General features: G+C 74.0%; 15 protein-coding genes and 1 pseudogene. 7 read left to right on the plus strand and 9 right to left on the minus strand.

Features of this window, described 5'->3' with window-relative positions; translation table 11 throughout:
- Positions 1 to 7 precede the first annotated feature (7 nt).
- Positions 8 to 1,237 (minus strand): annotated as a pseudogene (ispD, locus tag IFT72_RS09730) (2-C-methyl-D-erythritol 4-phosphate cytidylyltransferase); the annotation flags it as partial.
- Positions 1,227 to 1,709 carry a CarD family transcriptional regulator gene (locus tag IFT72_RS09735; protein WP_043597211.1) on the minus strand — a complete coding sequence of 161 codons (483 nt, stop codon included), beginning with the start codon at positions 1,707 to 1,709 and terminating at the stop codon, positions 1,227 to 1,229. The gene IFT72_RS09735 and the pseudogene ispD, both read right to left, overlap by 11 nt.
- A 109-nt stretch (positions 1,710 to 1,818) precedes the next feature.
- Here IFT72_RS09735 and IFT72_RS09740 point away from each other — a divergent pair, with 109 nt between their 5' ends.
- The gene (locus IFT72_RS09740) at positions 1,819 to 2,427 is read left to right on the plus strand and encodes a hypothetical protein (protein ID WP_192046271.1); all 609 of its coding nucleotides are present in this window, start codon (positions 1,819 to 1,821) and stop codon (positions 2,425 to 2,427) included.
- A gap of 111 nt (positions 2,428 to 2,538) precedes the next feature.
- Here the strand turns inward: IFT72_RS09740 and IFT72_RS09745 are convergent, their stop codons facing one another.
- Positions 2,539 to 3,225, minus strand: coding sequence for a response regulator transcription factor (locus IFT72_RS09745; protein ID WP_056057051.1), 687 nt, complete (start codon positions 3,223 to 3,225; stop codon positions 2,539 to 2,541).
- Entirely contained in the window at positions 3,222 to 4,412 is a 1,191-nt protein-coding gene (locus tag IFT72_RS09750) for a cell wall metabolism sensor histidine kinase WalK (protein WP_056057053.1), read from the minus strand. Before IFT72_RS09750 ends, IFT72_RS09745 begins: the two co-directional genes overlap by 4 nt.
- A 208-nt stretch (positions 4,413 to 4,620) precedes the next feature.
- On the opposite strand from IFT72_RS09750, the gene phoU reads away from it, so the two are divergent.
- On the plus strand, positions 4,621 to 5,274 hold the full coding sequence (gene phoU, locus IFT72_RS09755; RefSeq protein ID WP_056057055.1) for a phosphate signaling complex protein PhoU: 654 nt from the start codon (positions 4,621 to 4,623) through the stop codon (positions 5,272 to 5,274).
- Positions 5,275 to 5,296: 22 nt separating this feature from the next.
- The gene (locus IFT72_RS09760; protein WP_056057058.1) at positions 5,297 to 5,830 is read left to right on the plus strand and encodes an AAA family ATPase; all 534 of its coding nucleotides are present in this window, start codon (positions 5,297 to 5,299) and stop codon (positions 5,828 to 5,830) included.
- A 90-nt stretch (positions 5,831 to 5,920) separates the two neighbouring features.
- On the opposite strand, the gene IFT72_RS09765 is transcribed toward IFT72_RS09760, so the two are convergent.
- Positions 5,921 to 6,673 (minus strand): phosphoglyceromutase, encoded by a 753-nt coding sequence (locus IFT72_RS09765; protein ID WP_185233693.1) that lies wholly within the window; start codon positions 6,671 to 6,673, stop codon positions 5,921 to 5,923.
- 45 nt (positions 6,674 to 6,718) lie between these two features.
- Here IFT72_RS09765 and IFT72_RS09770 point away from each other — a divergent pair, with 45 nt between their 5' ends.
- Positions 6,719 to 7,495 (plus strand): class I SAM-dependent methyltransferase, encoded by a 777-nt coding sequence (locus IFT72_RS09770; RefSeq protein WP_192046272.1) that lies wholly within the window; start codon positions 6,719 to 6,721, stop codon positions 7,493 to 7,495.
- A 16-nt stretch (positions 7,496 to 7,511) separates the two neighbouring features.
- Here IFT72_RS09770 and IFT72_RS09775 read toward each other — a convergent pair whose 3' ends face one another.
- The 4 genes from IFT72_RS09775 to IFT72_RS09790 all read right to left on the minus strand — a co-directional run bounded on the left by IFT72_RS09775 (position 7,512) and on the right by IFT72_RS09790 (position 10,959).
- Positions 7,512 to 8,624 carry an aromatic acid exporter family protein gene (locus IFT72_RS09775; RefSeq protein WP_192046273.1) on the minus strand — a complete coding sequence of 371 codons (1,113 nt, stop codon included), beginning with the start codon at positions 8,622 to 8,624 and terminating at the stop codon, positions 7,512 to 7,514.
- A gap of 9 nt (positions 8,625 to 8,633) precedes the next feature.
- Positions 8,634 to 9,767, minus strand: a complete 1,134-nt coding sequence (locus tag IFT72_RS09780) for a folate-binding protein YgfZ (RefSeq protein WP_192046377.1) — start codon at positions 9,765 to 9,767, stop codon at positions 8,634 to 8,636.
- A gap of 55 nt (positions 9,768 to 9,822) precedes the next feature.
- Entirely contained in the window at positions 9,823 to 10,458 is a 636-nt protein-coding gene (locus tag IFT72_RS09785; protein ID WP_056057068.1) for an FABP family protein, read from the minus strand.
- 207 nt (positions 10,459 to 10,665) lie between these two features.
- Positions 10,666 to 10,959, minus strand: coding sequence for a hypothetical protein (locus IFT72_RS09790; protein ID WP_185233695.1), 294 nt, complete (start codon positions 10,957 to 10,959; stop codon positions 10,666 to 10,668).
- A gap of 108 nt (positions 10,960 to 11,067) precedes the next feature.
- Between IFT72_RS09790 and IFT72_RS09795 the strand changes: the two genes are divergently transcribed.
- Genes IFT72_RS09795 through IFT72_RS09805 form a run of 3 tightly spaced genes read left to right on the plus strand, consistent with a single transcriptional unit; the run spans position 11,068 to position 13,752 of the window.
- A complete protein-coding gene (locus IFT72_RS09795) occupies positions 11,068 to 11,748 on the plus strand; it encodes a winged helix-turn-helix domain-containing protein (protein WP_192046274.1) in 681 nt (226 codons plus the stop codon).
- The gene (mshD, locus tag IFT72_RS09800) at positions 11,745 to 12,578 is read left to right on the plus strand and encodes a mycothiol synthase (protein ID WP_192046275.1); all 834 of its coding nucleotides are present in this window, start codon (positions 11,745 to 11,747) and stop codon (positions 12,576 to 12,578) included. The genes IFT72_RS09795 and mshD overlap by 4 nt, the downstream gene beginning before the upstream one ends.
- 34 nt (positions 12,579 to 12,612) lie before the next feature.
- A complete protein-coding gene (locus IFT72_RS09805) occupies positions 12,613 to 13,752 on the plus strand; it encodes a hypothetical protein (protein ID WP_192046276.1) in 1,140 nt (379 codons plus the stop codon).
- The last annotated feature ends 137 nt before the right edge of the window (positions 13,753 to 13,889 follow it).

Below are 13,889 nucleotides of genomic sequence, written 5' to 3' on the forward strand. Positions count from 1 at the left end.
CGACCGACACCAGCGCGGTCGCGATCGCCGTCAGCCCCTCGCCGCGCCCGGTGAAGCCGAGCCCGTCGGTGGTCGTGGCCGACACGCTGACGGGAGCGCCGACGACCTGCATCAGCCGCTCCTCCATCTCGAGGCGGCGGGCGGAGAGTCGGGGCCGGTTGCCGACGACCTGGACGGCGACGTCGACGACGTCGACGCCCGCGTGCGTCAGGCGCTCGACGGCCGCGGTGAGGAAGACCTCGCCGCTCGCGCCGGCGAAGCGCGGGTCGTCGGTGCCGAACATCGAGCCGATGTCGCCGAGGCCGGCGGCCGAGAGGAGGGCGTCGACGACGGCGTGCGCGACGGCGTCGCCGTCGCTGTGGCCGGCCAGGCCCGCCTCGCCCTCGAAGTGCAGGAGGCCGAGGTGCAGCGGCGCGGCCGGGTCGAACGCGTGGACGTCGATGCCGAGCCCGGTGCGGAGGGCGGGGTCGGGCCGGAGGCGCGGGTCGGGAGCGCCGACCGCCGCGGCCTGCTGCGCCGCGATCGTCTCGGCGCGCTGGAGGTCCCACCGGGTGGTGATCTTGAACGCGACCGGGTCGCCCTCGACGACGACGACCTCGTGGCCGGCCGCCGCGAACAGGGCGGCGTCGTCGGTGTGCTCGGCCCGGGCCGCGGCGTAGGCGGCGTCGAGGGCCGCCCGCGGGAAGCCCTGGGGGGTCTGCATCGCGACCAGCTCGGAGCGGTCGACGGTGTCGAGCACCGTGCCGGCCGCGTCCACGCGCTTGATCGTGTCGCTGACGGGGAGCCCCGGCACGACGCCGCGGCCGGTCGCCTCGACCGTCGACGCGACGAGGTCGAACTGGGCGGTGGGGGTGAAGGGGCGCGCGCAGTCGTGCACCAGGACGGTCGCGACGTCGGGGGCGACCGCCCCGAGGCCGGCGGCGACGCTGGCCTGTCGGCTGGCGCCTCCCGCGACCACCGCGACGTGGTCGGCGACGTGCCCGGCCGCCGCGACGACGAGCTCCGTGGCGTCGGCGAGCTGCTCCTGCGGCACGACCACGACGATCTGGGTGGGCACCGCGGAGGCGAGCACGGCGTCGAGCGAGCGGGCCAGGATGCTGCGCCCGGCCACCTCGACGAAGGCCTTCGGCGTGCCGAGGCCGAGACGCGTGCCGCTCCCGGCCGCGACGACGACGACCGCCCGACCGACCCCCGTCAGGGAGCCGACCGTGCGGTCGTCGGTGGTGCTAGGACGCAAGAACCTCGTCGAGGACGCTCGACGCCTTCTCTTCGTCGGTCTTCTCCGCGAGGGCGAGCTCGCTGATCAGGATCTGGCGGGCCTTGGCGAGCATGCGCTTCTCGCCGGCGGACAACCCGCGGTCCTGGTCGCGGCGCCACAGGTCGCGGACGACCTCGGACACCTTGATGACGTCGCCCGACGCGAGCTTCTCCAGGTTCGCCTTGTAGCGGCGGGACCAGTTGGTGGGTTCTTCCGTGAACGGCGCACGGAGGACGTCGAACACGCGGTCGAGCCCCTCTTTGCCGATGACGTCCCGGACGCCGACCAGGTCGACGTTGTCTGCGGGTACCTCGATGGTCAGATCACCCTGGGTGACGCGAAGCTTGAGGTACAGCTTCTCTTCGCCCTTGATGATCCGCTTCTTGACTTCAGAGATCGTCGCGGCCCCGTGATGGGGGTAGACGACGGTCTCTCCGACCTCGAACTGCATGAATCAGGCTCCATTCTGCGACGCCCAGGATACCATGGAAGGTCGGTGGTAAGGCTGCCCTGACGAACCGCCCCGCTCTGCCCTCGCTAAGCTGGGGCAGACCTTTGCCGTGAACTGGATCCTGGAGGCACTCGTGCGAGTCGCATCTGCAATTGACCGTCGAGGCGCCCGCGCCCTCGCCGCCGCCACCGTGGGTGCCGCCGTGCTCGTCGTCGCCGCCGGCTGCAACTTCATCAGCCCCCAGCGCACGACCCAGTTCTACGACGCCAGCGACGGCACGAGCGTCACGGTCGGCGACGTCAAGGTGCTCAACGCGCTGGCCCTGACCGAGGACGGCGCCGAGGCCAGCCTCGTCATGTCCATCGTCAACAGCGGCGACGACGCGGCGCAGGTGAGCTTCCAGTACGAGACCGAGTCGGGCGACGAGACGCAGACCGTCGACGTCGACGCGAACTCGCAGGTCGACCTCGGCACCGAGGTCGGTCAGGAGCAGTTCGTGATGAGCGACCTCGACGTCACCCCCGGCGCGCTGCTGCCCGTCTTCGTCCAGTACGGCACCGAGACCGGCAAGAGCCTGCAGGTGCCCGTGCTGACCGGCGAGCTCTCCGAGTACGCGACCCTGCTCCCGACGCCGGGCGAGACCACGGCGCCCTCCGCCGAGTCGACGACGCTCCCGTCGCCCGAGGACGGCACGCCCTCGGCCACGCCGACCCCGTAGCGGCACGCGGCGCCCGAACGGCGCCGAGACGACCAGAGGCCCGGCCCGCGTCAGCGGGGCCGGGCCTCTCGTGCGGCGGCGGGCGGACGGGGGCCGCCCGCCGAGGGCGCCTCAGGCCTCGATGCGGTACCCGAGCCCGCGCACGGTCACGAGCGCCTTGGGCTCGGAGGGCACGGGCTCGATCTTCGAGCGGATGCGCTTGATGTGCACGTCGAGGGTCTTGGTGTCGCCGAAGTAGTCGGAGCCCCAGACCCGGTCGATCAGCTGGCCGCGCGTCAGCACGCGGCCGGCGTTGCGCATCAGCAGCTCGAGCAGCTCGAACTCCTTGAGCGGCATCGCGACGTCCTCGCCGCGCACCGTCACGACGTGGCGCTCGACGTCCATGCGGATGTCGCCCGCCTCGAGCATGCCGTCGGCGAGGTCGTCGCCGTCGTCGGCCCGGCGACGGAGGACCGCCCGGATGCGCGCCAGCAGCTCCCGCGTCGAGTACGGCTTGGTGACGTAGTCGTCGGCGCCGAGCTCGAGCCCCACGACGATGTCCACCTCGCTGTCCTTCGCGGTCAGCATGATGATGGGCACCTGCGACCTCGAGCGCAGCACCCGGCAGACCTCCGTGCCGGGGATGCCGGGCAGCATCAGGTCGAGCAGCACGAGGTCGGCGCCCGACTTGTCGAACAGGGCCAGGGCGGACGGGCCGTCCTCGGCGACGGTGACGCGGTAGCCCTCGCGCTCGAGGATGAAGGCCAGGGGCTCGCTCAGCGACTCCTCGTCCTCGACGATCAGGATGTGGGTGCTCATCGGGTATCGGTGTCTCCTCGTGTGGTGACCATGACAGGGACGGAACGGGTGTCGGGGCGGGCCTCGAACTCGGGCAGCCGGATCGTGAAGGTCGACCCGCTGCCGACCTGCGACCAGACGCGCACCTCGCCGCCGTGGTTCTGGACGACGTGCTTGACGATCGCGAGGCCGAGGCCGGTGCCCCCGGTGCGGCGCGACCGGGCCTGGTCGACGCGGTAGAAGCGCTCGAAGACGCGGTCGAGCTCGTGCTCCGGGATGCCGTAGCCCTGGTCGCTGACCGCGATCGAGACGCCGCCCTCGTCGTCGACGGTCGCGCCGATGCCGATCCGCGACCCGTCGGGCGAGTAGGCGATGGCGTTCGAGACGAGGTTGTCGACGGCGGTGACGAGCATCGTCTCGTCGCCGAGCACCTGCGCCTTCTTGCCGCCCCGGACGACGAGCGAGATGCCCCGCACCTCGGCCTCGACCCGGTTGCGGTCGACGGCGGTGTCGACGACCGCCCGCACGTCGACGGGGTCGCTCGACTCGAGCGCGTCGGTGGCCTGCAGCCGCGAGAGCTCGATGATGTCCTGGGTGAGGCGGCCGAGCCGGTCGGCCTCGCGCGTCAGGCGGCCGGCGAAGTGGCGGACGCGCTCGGGGTCGGCCGAGGCCGCGTCGAGCGCCTCGGCGAGCAGGCCCACCGCGCCGATCGGGGTCTTCAGCTCGTGGCTGATGTTGGCCACGAAGTCACGGCGCATGTCGTCGAGCCGGCGGCCCTCGGTGTGGTCCTCGGCGAGCACGAGCACGTAGCGGCCGCCCAGCACTGCCGCCCGCACGCCGAGGGCGACGGTGGCCTCGGAACCGGGGAGGCGCGCCAGGGTGAGCTGCGCCTCCTGCGGGTCGTCGCTCCGCCGCGCCAGGTCGACGAGGGCCTCGACCTCGGGGTGCACGAGGTGCTCCTGGGCGGAGACCAGGCCGAGCTGACGGGCGAACGGCGAGGCCTTCAGCACGTTGCCCGACGGGTCGACGACGAGCCCGGCCGACGAGAGGGCGTCGAGCACCGCGTCGATGCCGTCCGGCAGCGTCGTCTCGACGAGTGCCGCGACGCGGGCGGCCCGGCGCTGAGCCGACACCACCACCATCACGACCGCGGCGCCGACCAGGACGCCGAAGAGCAGCGAGGCCGGCACCAACCAGGTTGGTTCCATGCAGGTCACGATAGTGAACGCCCGGGGCGGGAACGGACGAGAGCCAGCCGGAGCGCTGTACTTTGGGCACTGTTGGGCCTCCCGTCACCGACCGTTAACCTCCACCCGTGAGAGTCGACGGGACTGTGCGGGCGGCTCCGCCGGCACAGCACGGGGCGGTCGCCCCGAGACCCGGACACCCCCGGAACGACGAGAGGCCCAGACTCCCATGCGCGAGGTATTCCAGCAGGAACTGCAAGAGGTGCAGGAGCGCCTCGTCGAGATCGCGGGCCTCGTCGCCGTCTCGATCGAGAACGCCACCACGGCCTTCAACGACTCCGACGTGACGCTGGCCGAGAAGGTCATCGCCGACGACGACCGCATCGACGAGCGCGCGATCGCCCTCGACGAGCTCGCCATCGACATCCTGGCCCGCCAGAACCCCGTCGCCCGCGACCTCCGCATCGTGGTCAGCGCCCTGCGCATCAGCGCGTCGCTCGAGCGCATGGGCGACATGGCCGAGCACATCGCCCAGCTCGCCCGGTACCGCTTCCCCGAGAAGGTCGTGCCGAAGTCGCTGCGCCCGACGTTCCAGGAGCTCGGCCGCCTCGACGTCGCCATCGCGAAGAAGCTCACCGAGCTGCTCACGACGGAGGACGTCCGCCTCGCGGAGGAGATCCGCAACGACGACGACCGCATCGACGAGCTGCACCTCAGCGTCTTCGACAAGGTGCTCGGCGAGACCTGGAAGGGCGCGGCGGTCGACACCGTCGATTCGACCCTCGCGTCGCGCTACCACGAGCGCTTCGCCGACCACGCGGTCTCCATCGCCAAGAAGGTCCAGTACCTCGCGACCGGCGACTGGGTGGCCGCCGAGGTCTGACCCGCTGCGGGATGATGGGGGGATGGCTTCTGTCGCGATCCTCGTCAACGGTCTGCCCGGCTCGGGCAAGACCACCGTCTCGGCCACGCTGGCCGGCGTGCTCGGCTGCCCCCTGCTCGCGGTCGACCCCGTGCAGGAGGCGCTGGCCGACCTGGCCGGGCCGATGATCGCCCCGCAGGCGGTGCGGCGCATCGCCGTGGACGCCGTCTGGGCGATGGCCGGCGAGGTCGAGGCCGGCGTCGTGGTCGACGCGGGCTGGCGGCCCGACGACGACCTCGACGGCGTGCGCGCCGGCGTCGAGCAGGCCGGCTCGCCCCGCGTGCTCGAGGTGTGGTGCGAGGTGGCTCCCGAGCTCGCGCTCGCCCGCTCGGCGGCCCGCGTCGAGGGCGGCGGCCGTCACCCCGTGCACGGCACGGCCGACGAGCTGGCCGCCGGCTGGGCCGACCGGGTCGAGGGCGCGGGGCCGCTCGGCGCCTGGCCGGTCGTGCGCGTCGACACGAGCGGCGAGGTCGACGTCGACTCCCTCGTGATGGAGATCAGCGCGCACTTCGTGTGACGGGCACTGCGTGTGACACGCACGGCGTGTGACACGACGGAGCCCGCCCCCGCACGACGGCGGGGGCGGGCTCCGGTGGCGAGGTCGCGCCTACAGGCCCTTTTTCTCCCCCTGCGCCGCGACGGCGGCCGCACCGGCGGCGGCGGCCTGCGGGTCGAGGTAGCGGCCGGGGCCGGTGGGGCGGAAGTCGTCGTCGAGCTCGTAGACGAGCGGGATGCCGGTGGGGATGTTGAGCTCGGAGATCTCGTCGTCGCTGATGCCGTCGAGGTGCTTCACGAGCGCGCGCAGCGAGTTGCCGTGGGCGGTGACCAGCACGACCTTGCCCTCGGCGAGGCTCGCGGTGATGTCGCTCTCCCAGTAGGGGATCATGCGCTCGATCACGAGGGCGAGCGACTCGGTGCGCGGGGCGTCGACGCCGAGCTCGGCGTAGCGGACGTCGTGCGCCTGCGAGAACTCGCTGTCGTCGTCGAGGGGCGGCGGCGGCACGTCGAACGACCGACGCCAGGTCTGGAACTGCTCGGGGCCGTACTGCTCGAGGGTCTGCGCTTTGTCCTTGCCCTGGAGGGCGCCGTAGTGGCGCTCGTTGAGCCGCCACGAGCGCTTCACGTCGATCCAGAGGCGGTCGGCCTCCTCGAGGGCGATGTCGGCGGTCTGGATGGCGCGGGTGAGGCGCGACGTGTACAGGACGTCGGGCTGCATCTGGTGCTCGACGAGGAGCTCGCCGGCGCGCTTCGCCTCGGCGCGGCCCTGCTCGCTGAGGCGCACGTCGACCCACCCCGTGAAGAGGTTCGCCTGGTTCCACTCGCTGTTGCCGTGACGGAGGAGGATGAGCGTCGAAGTCATGCCTCCAGCGTATCGCCGACGCCCCGGGCTGTCAGACTCGGAGCCATGCCCATCGGATCGATCACGCGCGGCACGACCGGCACCAACCGGCTCCGCCGCGTCGACCGGTGGATCGCCGCGCACCCCGTGCTGCGCCGTGCCGACGACCCGCTGGTCGTCGACCTCGGCTACGGGGCCAGCGCGACCACTCCCCTGGAGCTGCACCAGCGCCTCCGGAAGGTCCGTCCCGACGTCGAGGTGGTCGGCATCGAGATCGACCCGGAGCGGGTGCGGCTCGCGTCGCTCTCGGCGCGGCCCGGCGTGAGCTTCCGGCTCGGGGGCTTCGAGGTGCCGCTCGACGGCGGCCGACGCCCGGCCGTGATCCGGGCCCTGAACGTGCTGCGGCAGTACGACGAGTCGCAGGTCGACGCGTCGTGGCGGCTGATGACGTCGCGGCTGCAGCCCGGCGGGGTGCTCGTCGAGGGCACCTGCAACGAGGTCGGCCGCGTCGCGAGCTGGGTCGACGTCACCGAGGCGGGGCCGCAGACGTTCACGGTCGCACTGCACCTCGCCTCGCTCGAGGCCCCGTCGGTCGTCGCCGAGCGGCTGCCCAAGGCGCTCATCCACCGCAACGTGCCGGGCGAGCGCGTGCACGACCTGCTGGTCGACCTCGACCGGCAGTGGGCGATCGCGGCCCCGCTCTCGGTCTACGGACCGGTGCAGCGCTGGATCGCGACGGTGGAGGGCCTGCGGGCCGCCGGCTGGCCCGTGCGGCACGGCCGGACCCGCTGGCGGCTCGGCGAGCTGACCCTGCCCTGGAGCGCGGTGGAGCCCCGCCCCTGAGCCCGCGCAGCCGAGGTCAGACGACGGCGAGGCGGCGGCGAGCCTCGTCGTGCGGCAGGCCCGTGGCCATCAGCAGGTCGATGACGAGCGGGCGCATCATCAGCACCACGATCGCCTCGGTGACCGGGGCGCCGGGCGCGACGACGGCCGGGTCGAGGCGGCGGGCGACCGCGCTGAGCGCCTCCCTCGCCGCGGGCAGCCGCTCGACGTCGTCGACCGACCCGCCGAGCACGACGACCGCGCGGCCGGTGCTCTCGACGAGGTCGGCGAGGCCGAGCCGGTCGCGCCCGTCGCCGAGCGACGTGTCGACCCGACGGGCGATCACCCGGAGGTTGCGCACCGCGAGGTCGACGTGGAGCCGCAGCGACTGCTGCTGACGGAGGTGAGGGAGGCGCGACCTCAGGAAGGGCGAGAGGCGCGAGATCGAGACGGCCGACTCGAGCGTCGACGCCCAGTCGTCGAGCAGCGGCTGCGTCGACCTCAGGCGCCGGAGCGCCTCGTCGGCCCGGCGGACGTCGTCGGTGCGGAGCGCGACGACGAGCGCCTCGAAGGCCGCCCCCACCTCGGCGAAGAGGGCCCGGGCGTCGGCCCGCGCCAGCCCGACCGGGTCGCGGGGCACGATCGCCGTCACCGCGAGGGCGACGAGCCCGCCGACCGCGCCGTCGACGCTGCGCACGAAGGGGCCGCCCTCCGGGTCGGGCAGCAGCATGACGAGCATCGACTGGGTGGCGGCCGCCGCGGCGAAGGCGCTGCTCGGCGACGCGAACCGCGCGACCGCGAGCACGACCAGCAGCACGGCCGCGACCTGCCAGAGGCCCTTGCCGAGCACGAGCAGCATGACCTCGCTGAGGGCGATGCCGATCAGCACCCCGACCGCGTTCTCGAGCACGACGCGGGGCCGGGCGTCGCGGGCCAGGCCGAGCGACGAGATCGTGATCGTGACGGCGAGCAGCGGCACCGCGTGGCCGAGCCCCAGGTGCGTGATCGCGTACGACGCGCTGGCGGCCACGACGATCTGCACGATCGCCGGCATCGACGTCAGCGTGCGACGGGTCGCCGCCCGGGGGTCGAAGCCGCGGGAGGCGCGCGAGGCCGCCCGCCGGACGGCACCCGGCTGCCGGGTCGCCACCCGGGCCGCCTAGCGGCGGACGGCTCCCAGGCGCGGCAGCCGGGGCACCCCGGCGGCGGCGCCCGCGGAGGCCGGCACGATCGTCTGCGGAGCGGCGGCGACGACGATGTCGGCCGAGAGCACCGCGAGGGGCGCGGTCTCGTCGGTGGTGCGCTTGACCACGGCGAGCGCGACGGGGCCGAGCTCGTGGTGGACGGCGGAGCTCGTGACGCGGCCCACGGGGGCCAGGTCGGCGAGCGGGGTGCCGGCGGCGGTCGCCTCGGCGACGGCCGCCGCGGTGACGACGGGGTCGCCGGGGGCGGGCAGCACGGTGTCGGAGCCGTCGAGGTGCAGCATCACCAGGCGCCGCGGCGGGTGCCCGATGTTGTGCACCTTGGCGACGGTCTCCTGACCGCGGTAGCAGCCCTTGGCCAGGTGGACCGCGGAGCGGAGCCAGTCGAGCTCGTGCGGGATGCTGCGCTCGTCGACCTCGGTCGAGAGGCGCGGGCGCCACGCCTCGATGCGCAGGGCCTCGAGGGCGAGGGTGCCGGCGGCGGGCAGGTCGGACGCCGCGAGGGCCGCCAGGTCGGCCCGGTCGACGAGCACCTCGCGGTAGCTCCAGTCGCGGCCGGGGTGCGTCTCGGCGTCGGCGTAGCCGTGGCCGCCGGGGGCGACCTCGCGCCAGGGGTCGACCCAGACGACGGGCACGCCGGCGGGGGCGAGCACCGGGACGGGCAGCTCGACCTCGGCCAGGGCGCCGATCGTCGCGACGTCGGCCGTGCGGTCGGCGACCTCGACGCGGAGCATGAAGCGCATCCGGTCGAGCCAGGCGCGCAGGGGCTCCGCCTCGTCGCGGTCGACGAGCAGCCAGGTGGTCTCGCCGTCGTCGACGACGCGGGCGGCGTGCTCGAGCCGGCCGTTGGCGTCGAGCAGGAGGGTCTCGGTCGACCGGCCGGGCTCCAGCCCGAGCAGGGCCTGGCTCGTGAGGGAGTTCAGCCAGCTGAGGCGGTCGGGGCCGCTGACGGTGAGCACGCCCCGGTCGGAGAGGTCGACGACCGCGACGCCGCGGACGAGCGCCCGCTGCTCGGTGAGGGGGTTGCCGTAGTGCGCGGCGACCCCGCTGCCGTCGTCGACGAAGCCGTCGCGCGCCGCGAAGGGCGACACGACGACGGGGGCGGGGCCGGCGGACGGCGCCCCCGCGACTCCGGCGGCCGGGGCGTCAGTCAACGCGGGCCAGGCGCCCGGAGGCGTGGGTGCGGAGCTCCTGGCCGAGGGCCGCGATGTCCCAGGCCCAGAGCAGGTGGTTCTCGACGAGGCCGTACATGCGCGTGGCGGCCGAGTACTCCTTCGCGTTGCTCGAGCGGAGCACGGCGTCGGTCGACAGGTCGATGCGCGGGCCCTTGACGCGGCCGAGGTAGAGCTCGTTGACGCCTGTGGGGTGCACGAGCTGCACCTCGAGGCCGAACCCGTCGTCGGGGCGGCGGAGGATCTCGACGGTCTGCGCCGACCGGAACGGCGCGACGCCCTGGCCGGGCAGCATGCCGGGCCCGCGGTCGCCCACCTCGGCGGGGCGCTCGAGGCGCCAGTAGCCGGTCTCGCTCGCCAGGGGCGTGCGCTCGTCGTCGAGCAGCCAGCTGAACGAGCTGTAGTTGAGGTAGGGCAGGCCGTCGTGGCTGAAGCTGACGCGCTGGCCGAACTCGTGCGTGCGACGGACGGCTGGGGGCGCGCCGTCGACAGGGGCGTCGGGGTCGCCCTCGCCGATCTTGTAGTCGACGACGCCCGTGCCCTCCCACACGCCGATGAGCCAGGACAGCGGGACGAGCTCCGCCGGGAGGTCGGTGGGGATGTCGATCACGAGTCTAGCGCTGGCCCTTGAAGAGCTTGACGAGGACGACGACGGAGACGAAGGCGATGGCCAGCGACGCGAGGGCGAGGAGCCCCACGTAGAACATCTCGAGGGCGAGCAAGGAATCCATGCCGCAAGACTACCCGCGCGGCACCGTCGGCGGGAGGGGCGGGAGGCGGTGCCCAGGGGCTGCCCAGCGGCGGCGGGGCACCGGGCTCAGTGGACGAGCGCGAGCACGCCGGTCGCCACGGCGAGGATGACCAGGCTGCCGCAGAGCGTGAGGACGCAGCGCGAGACCAGGCCGTCCTTCTCGCTGGCGGCGAGCTGCAGCACGAAGCTCAGGATGATGCTCGTGGCCAGCACGAGCGGGAGCCACACGTAGAAGTCGTCGCCGGGGGCGGCGATCGAGACGACGACCGCGACGATCAGCGTGAAGGCCCACACGGGCACCACGGTCAGCGGCTTGAGTCGCACGCGGCGGCTGGTGGGCGGGACGGCCGGGGTGGTCACTGCGCGGTTCTCCGTTCGTGGCCCGAGCACCGAGGGGCGTCGACACGTGGTCGAGCCGGGCATCACTCGTGTTTTAGACTGCCGACCATACATTCACTGGAGGTCCGTGTGGCGCAGCTGTTGGTCTTGACCTCTGCGGGCAGCCCTGACGTGCTCCCGGCTCTGGCTCTCCTCAGCCACCGTACCCGGCAGATCCCGGCCGAACCCGCACAGCTGGTGAACGCGCCCTCGAGCGACCTCATCTTCGTCGACGCCCGGACCGACCTCGCGAGCGCCAAGTCGCTCTGCAAGATCCTCCGCACGACGGGCGTCACGGTGCCCCTCGTGCTCGTGCTCACCGAGGGGGGCCTCACGGCGGTCAACTCCGAGTGGGGCGTCGACGACGTCATCCTCGAGACGGCCGGCCCCGCCGAGGTCGACGCCCGCATCCGCCTCGTGACGGGTCGGCTGGCGCAGTCGCAGACCGGCTCGAAGATCCACGCCTCGGGCGTCGTCATCGACGAGGCGAGCTACTCGGCCAAGGTGCACGGCCGCCCGCTCGACCTCACCTTCAAGGAGTTCGAGCTGCTCCGCTTCTTCGCGACGCACCCCTCCCGGGTCTTCACGCGCGAGCAGCTGCTCAGCGAGGTGTGGGGCTACGACTACTTCGGCGGCACCCGCACGGTCGACGTGCACGTGCGGCGCCTCCGCGCCAAGCTCGGCGACCTCGAGTCGCTGATCGGCACGGTGCGCAACGTCGGCTACCGCTTCAACGTGTACGACGACGACCTGCCGGGGCCGGGCGCGTGACCCCCACCGACGTCGAGGCGCTCGCCCGCGCGGCCCAGGCGGTCGACGGCAGCCCGCCGGTCAACGACCAGGCCCTCGTCGAGGTGCGCTCCGGCGAGGCCCGGGTCGTCGAGGCGCCGCACGCGGCCGCGGTGCTGCGGTCCGTCAGCGGCGGCGACGGCGGCCCGGCCGGCACCGAGGTCGAGCTGGTCGTGCACCCCGACCACCGTCGCGAGGGCCTCGGCGCCCTGATAGTGCAGCGTGTCCTCGACGAGACGACCGGCCCCACCGCGTTCTGGGCGCACGGCGACCACCCGGGCTCCCGCGTGCTCGCCGCGCGCTTCGGGCTCGACGAGACCCGGCGCCTGCTGCAGCAGCGCGCGCCGGTGGCCCCGCGCACCCCGCGCCTCCGCGAGGGCGACCGCGTCGCCGTGTTCCGTCCGGGCACCGACGACGCGGCCTGGCTCGACCTCAACGCCCGCGCCTTCGCGAGCCACCCCGAGCAGGGCTCGATCGACCAGGCCGACCTCGACGCGCGCCGCGCCGAGCCGTGGTTCGACGCGGGCGACCTGCTCCTGCTGTGGCGGGGCGACGAGCTGCTCGCGTCGTGCTGGCTCAAGCTCGAGGCGGGCCAGCCCGGCGAGTTCTACGCCGTCGCGGTGAGCCCCGACCACCAGGGCGAGGGGCTGGGAGGCGCGGTGGTCGACGCCGGCTTCGCCCGCCTCGCCGAGCGCGGCGCCGACACCGCGGCCCTCTACGTCGAGGGCGACAACGAGCCGGCCCTGAGGCTCTACGCCGGCCGGGGATTCGTCGACCACGCGGTCGACGTGCAGTGGACCCTGCGGCGCTGACGCCGCCGGTCAGGACGACTCCAGGGGGAGAGACATGAGCGAGACACAGGGGACGCCGGCGGACGAGCCGCGCGACGGCGGGCAGGCCGGACGGGCCGACGGGGCCGAGGGGGCAGACGGGGCCGAGGGCACCGCCGGGGTCGCGGGCTCCCCCGCGGCGCCGCGGCGCCGGCGTCGTCGGCTCGTGCTGATCGGCGCGGGCGTGCTGCTCTTCCTGCTCGCGGCGGCGGCCGCCGTCGGGGTCGGGCGGACGGCGGCGTCGCACCGCCCCGAGGCCGCCGTGGCGGCGTACCTCGAAGCCGTGCAGCAGGGCGACGCCGAGCGAGCCTTCGCCCTCGACGGCACGGAGGTCGGCGACGACGACGTCCTCCTCACCGACGAGGCCTACGCCGCGGCGAGCGACCGGGTGAGCGACTTCGACGTCGCCCCGGCGGTCGTCGACGGCGAGTCGGCCACGGTGGAGGCGACGGTGCAGCAGGGCGGCGAGGCGGGCCCCCGGTGGCAGCAGTCGTTCGCCCTCGTGAGCGACGGCCGCGACCTCCTGGTCTTCCCGCGGTGGGAGCTGCAGCCGGTGGAGCTCGGGACGCTGACCGTCCAGGTCGGCGCGCCGTCGTCCGCGACCGTCTCGGTCGCCGGCGCCGAGCTGCCGCGAGGCGACTCGGCCACCGTGGAGCTGCGTGCGCTGCCGGGCAGCTACGACGTCGAGCTCGGCGGCGGCGGCGACCTCTGGGGCGCACCCGCCGCGACCGGCACGGCCTCGGGCGCCGGCAGCCGCGGCACGCCGGCGGTCCTCGTGGCCGAGCTGACCGAGGCGGGCGAGGCCTCGGCCCGGGCGGCCGTCGACGGCTGGGTCTCCGGCTGCGTCGGCAGCCCCGACCCCCGCCCCGAGGGGTGCAGCTTCGCCCTCCTCAACGGCGACGGCGGCTACGAGCTCTCGAACCAGAAGTGGACCCTCGAGACGGCCCCGACGTACGACGTGGGCGCGTGGGACGGCACCGGCTGGGACGTCACCTCGGTGACCGAGGGCGCCGCCTCCTACAGCGCCGACGCCCGCGACGCGTCGGGGGCGACGGGCACCTTCGGCTCGGTCTCGCCCGTGCCCGTCCGCGTGGCCGGGGTCGTCACGGACGTGACTCCCGAGGGCGCCGCGTTCGAGGCCGGCCCCTTCCTCTAGGGCCGGGGTACATCGGGGTACGTCGTCGACGCCTCCGGGGGCTACTCCGGCCCGGTCTCCGGGCTGCCACCTGGCTCCCAGCGCGACGGAGTGGATTGTGGGGACCGCACGATCCCCACGAGCTGCAGGAGAACACC

The sequence above is a fragment of the Frigoribacterium sp. CFBP 8754 genome (assembly GCF_014841815.1).
Classification (GTDB): Bacteria; Actinomycetota; Actinomycetes; order Actinomycetales; family Microbacteriaceae; genus Frigoribacterium; species Frigoribacterium endophyticum.

Excerpts from the sequence above, each read along its gene's own strand:
- IFT72_RS09805 (WP_192046276.1), top strand. The coding sequence starts at position 12,613 with ATGAGCGAGACACAGGGGACGCCGGCGGACGAGCCGCGCGACGGCGGG.
- IFT72_RS09735 (WP_043597211.1), bottom strand. The coding sequence starts at position 1,709 with ATGCAGTTCGAGGTCGGAGAGACCGTCGTCTACCCCCATCACGGGGCC.
- IFT72_RS09765 (WP_185233693.1), bottom strand. The coding sequence starts at position 6,673 with ATGACTTCGACGCTCATCCTCCTCCGTCACGGCAACAGCGAGTGGAAC.
- IFT72_RS09770 (WP_192046272.1), top strand. The coding sequence starts at position 6,719 with ATGCCCATCGGATCGATCACGCGCGGCACGACCGGCACCAACCGGCTC.
- IFT72_RS09750 (WP_056057053.1), bottom strand. The coding sequence starts at position 4,412 with ATGGAACCAACCTGGTTGGTGCCGGCCTCGCTGCTCTTCGGCGTCCTG.
- phoU (WP_056057055.1), top strand. The coding sequence starts at position 4,621 with ATGCGCGAGGTATTCCAGCAGGAACTGCAAGAGGTGCAGGAGCGCCTC.
- IFT72_RS09760 (WP_056057058.1), top strand. The coding sequence starts at position 5,297 with ATGGCTTCTGTCGCGATCCTCGTCAACGGTCTGCCCGGCTCGGGCAAG.
- IFT72_RS09745 (WP_056057051.1), bottom strand. The coding sequence starts at position 3,225 with ATGAGCACCCACATCCTGATCGTCGAGGACGAGGAGTCGCTGAGCGAG.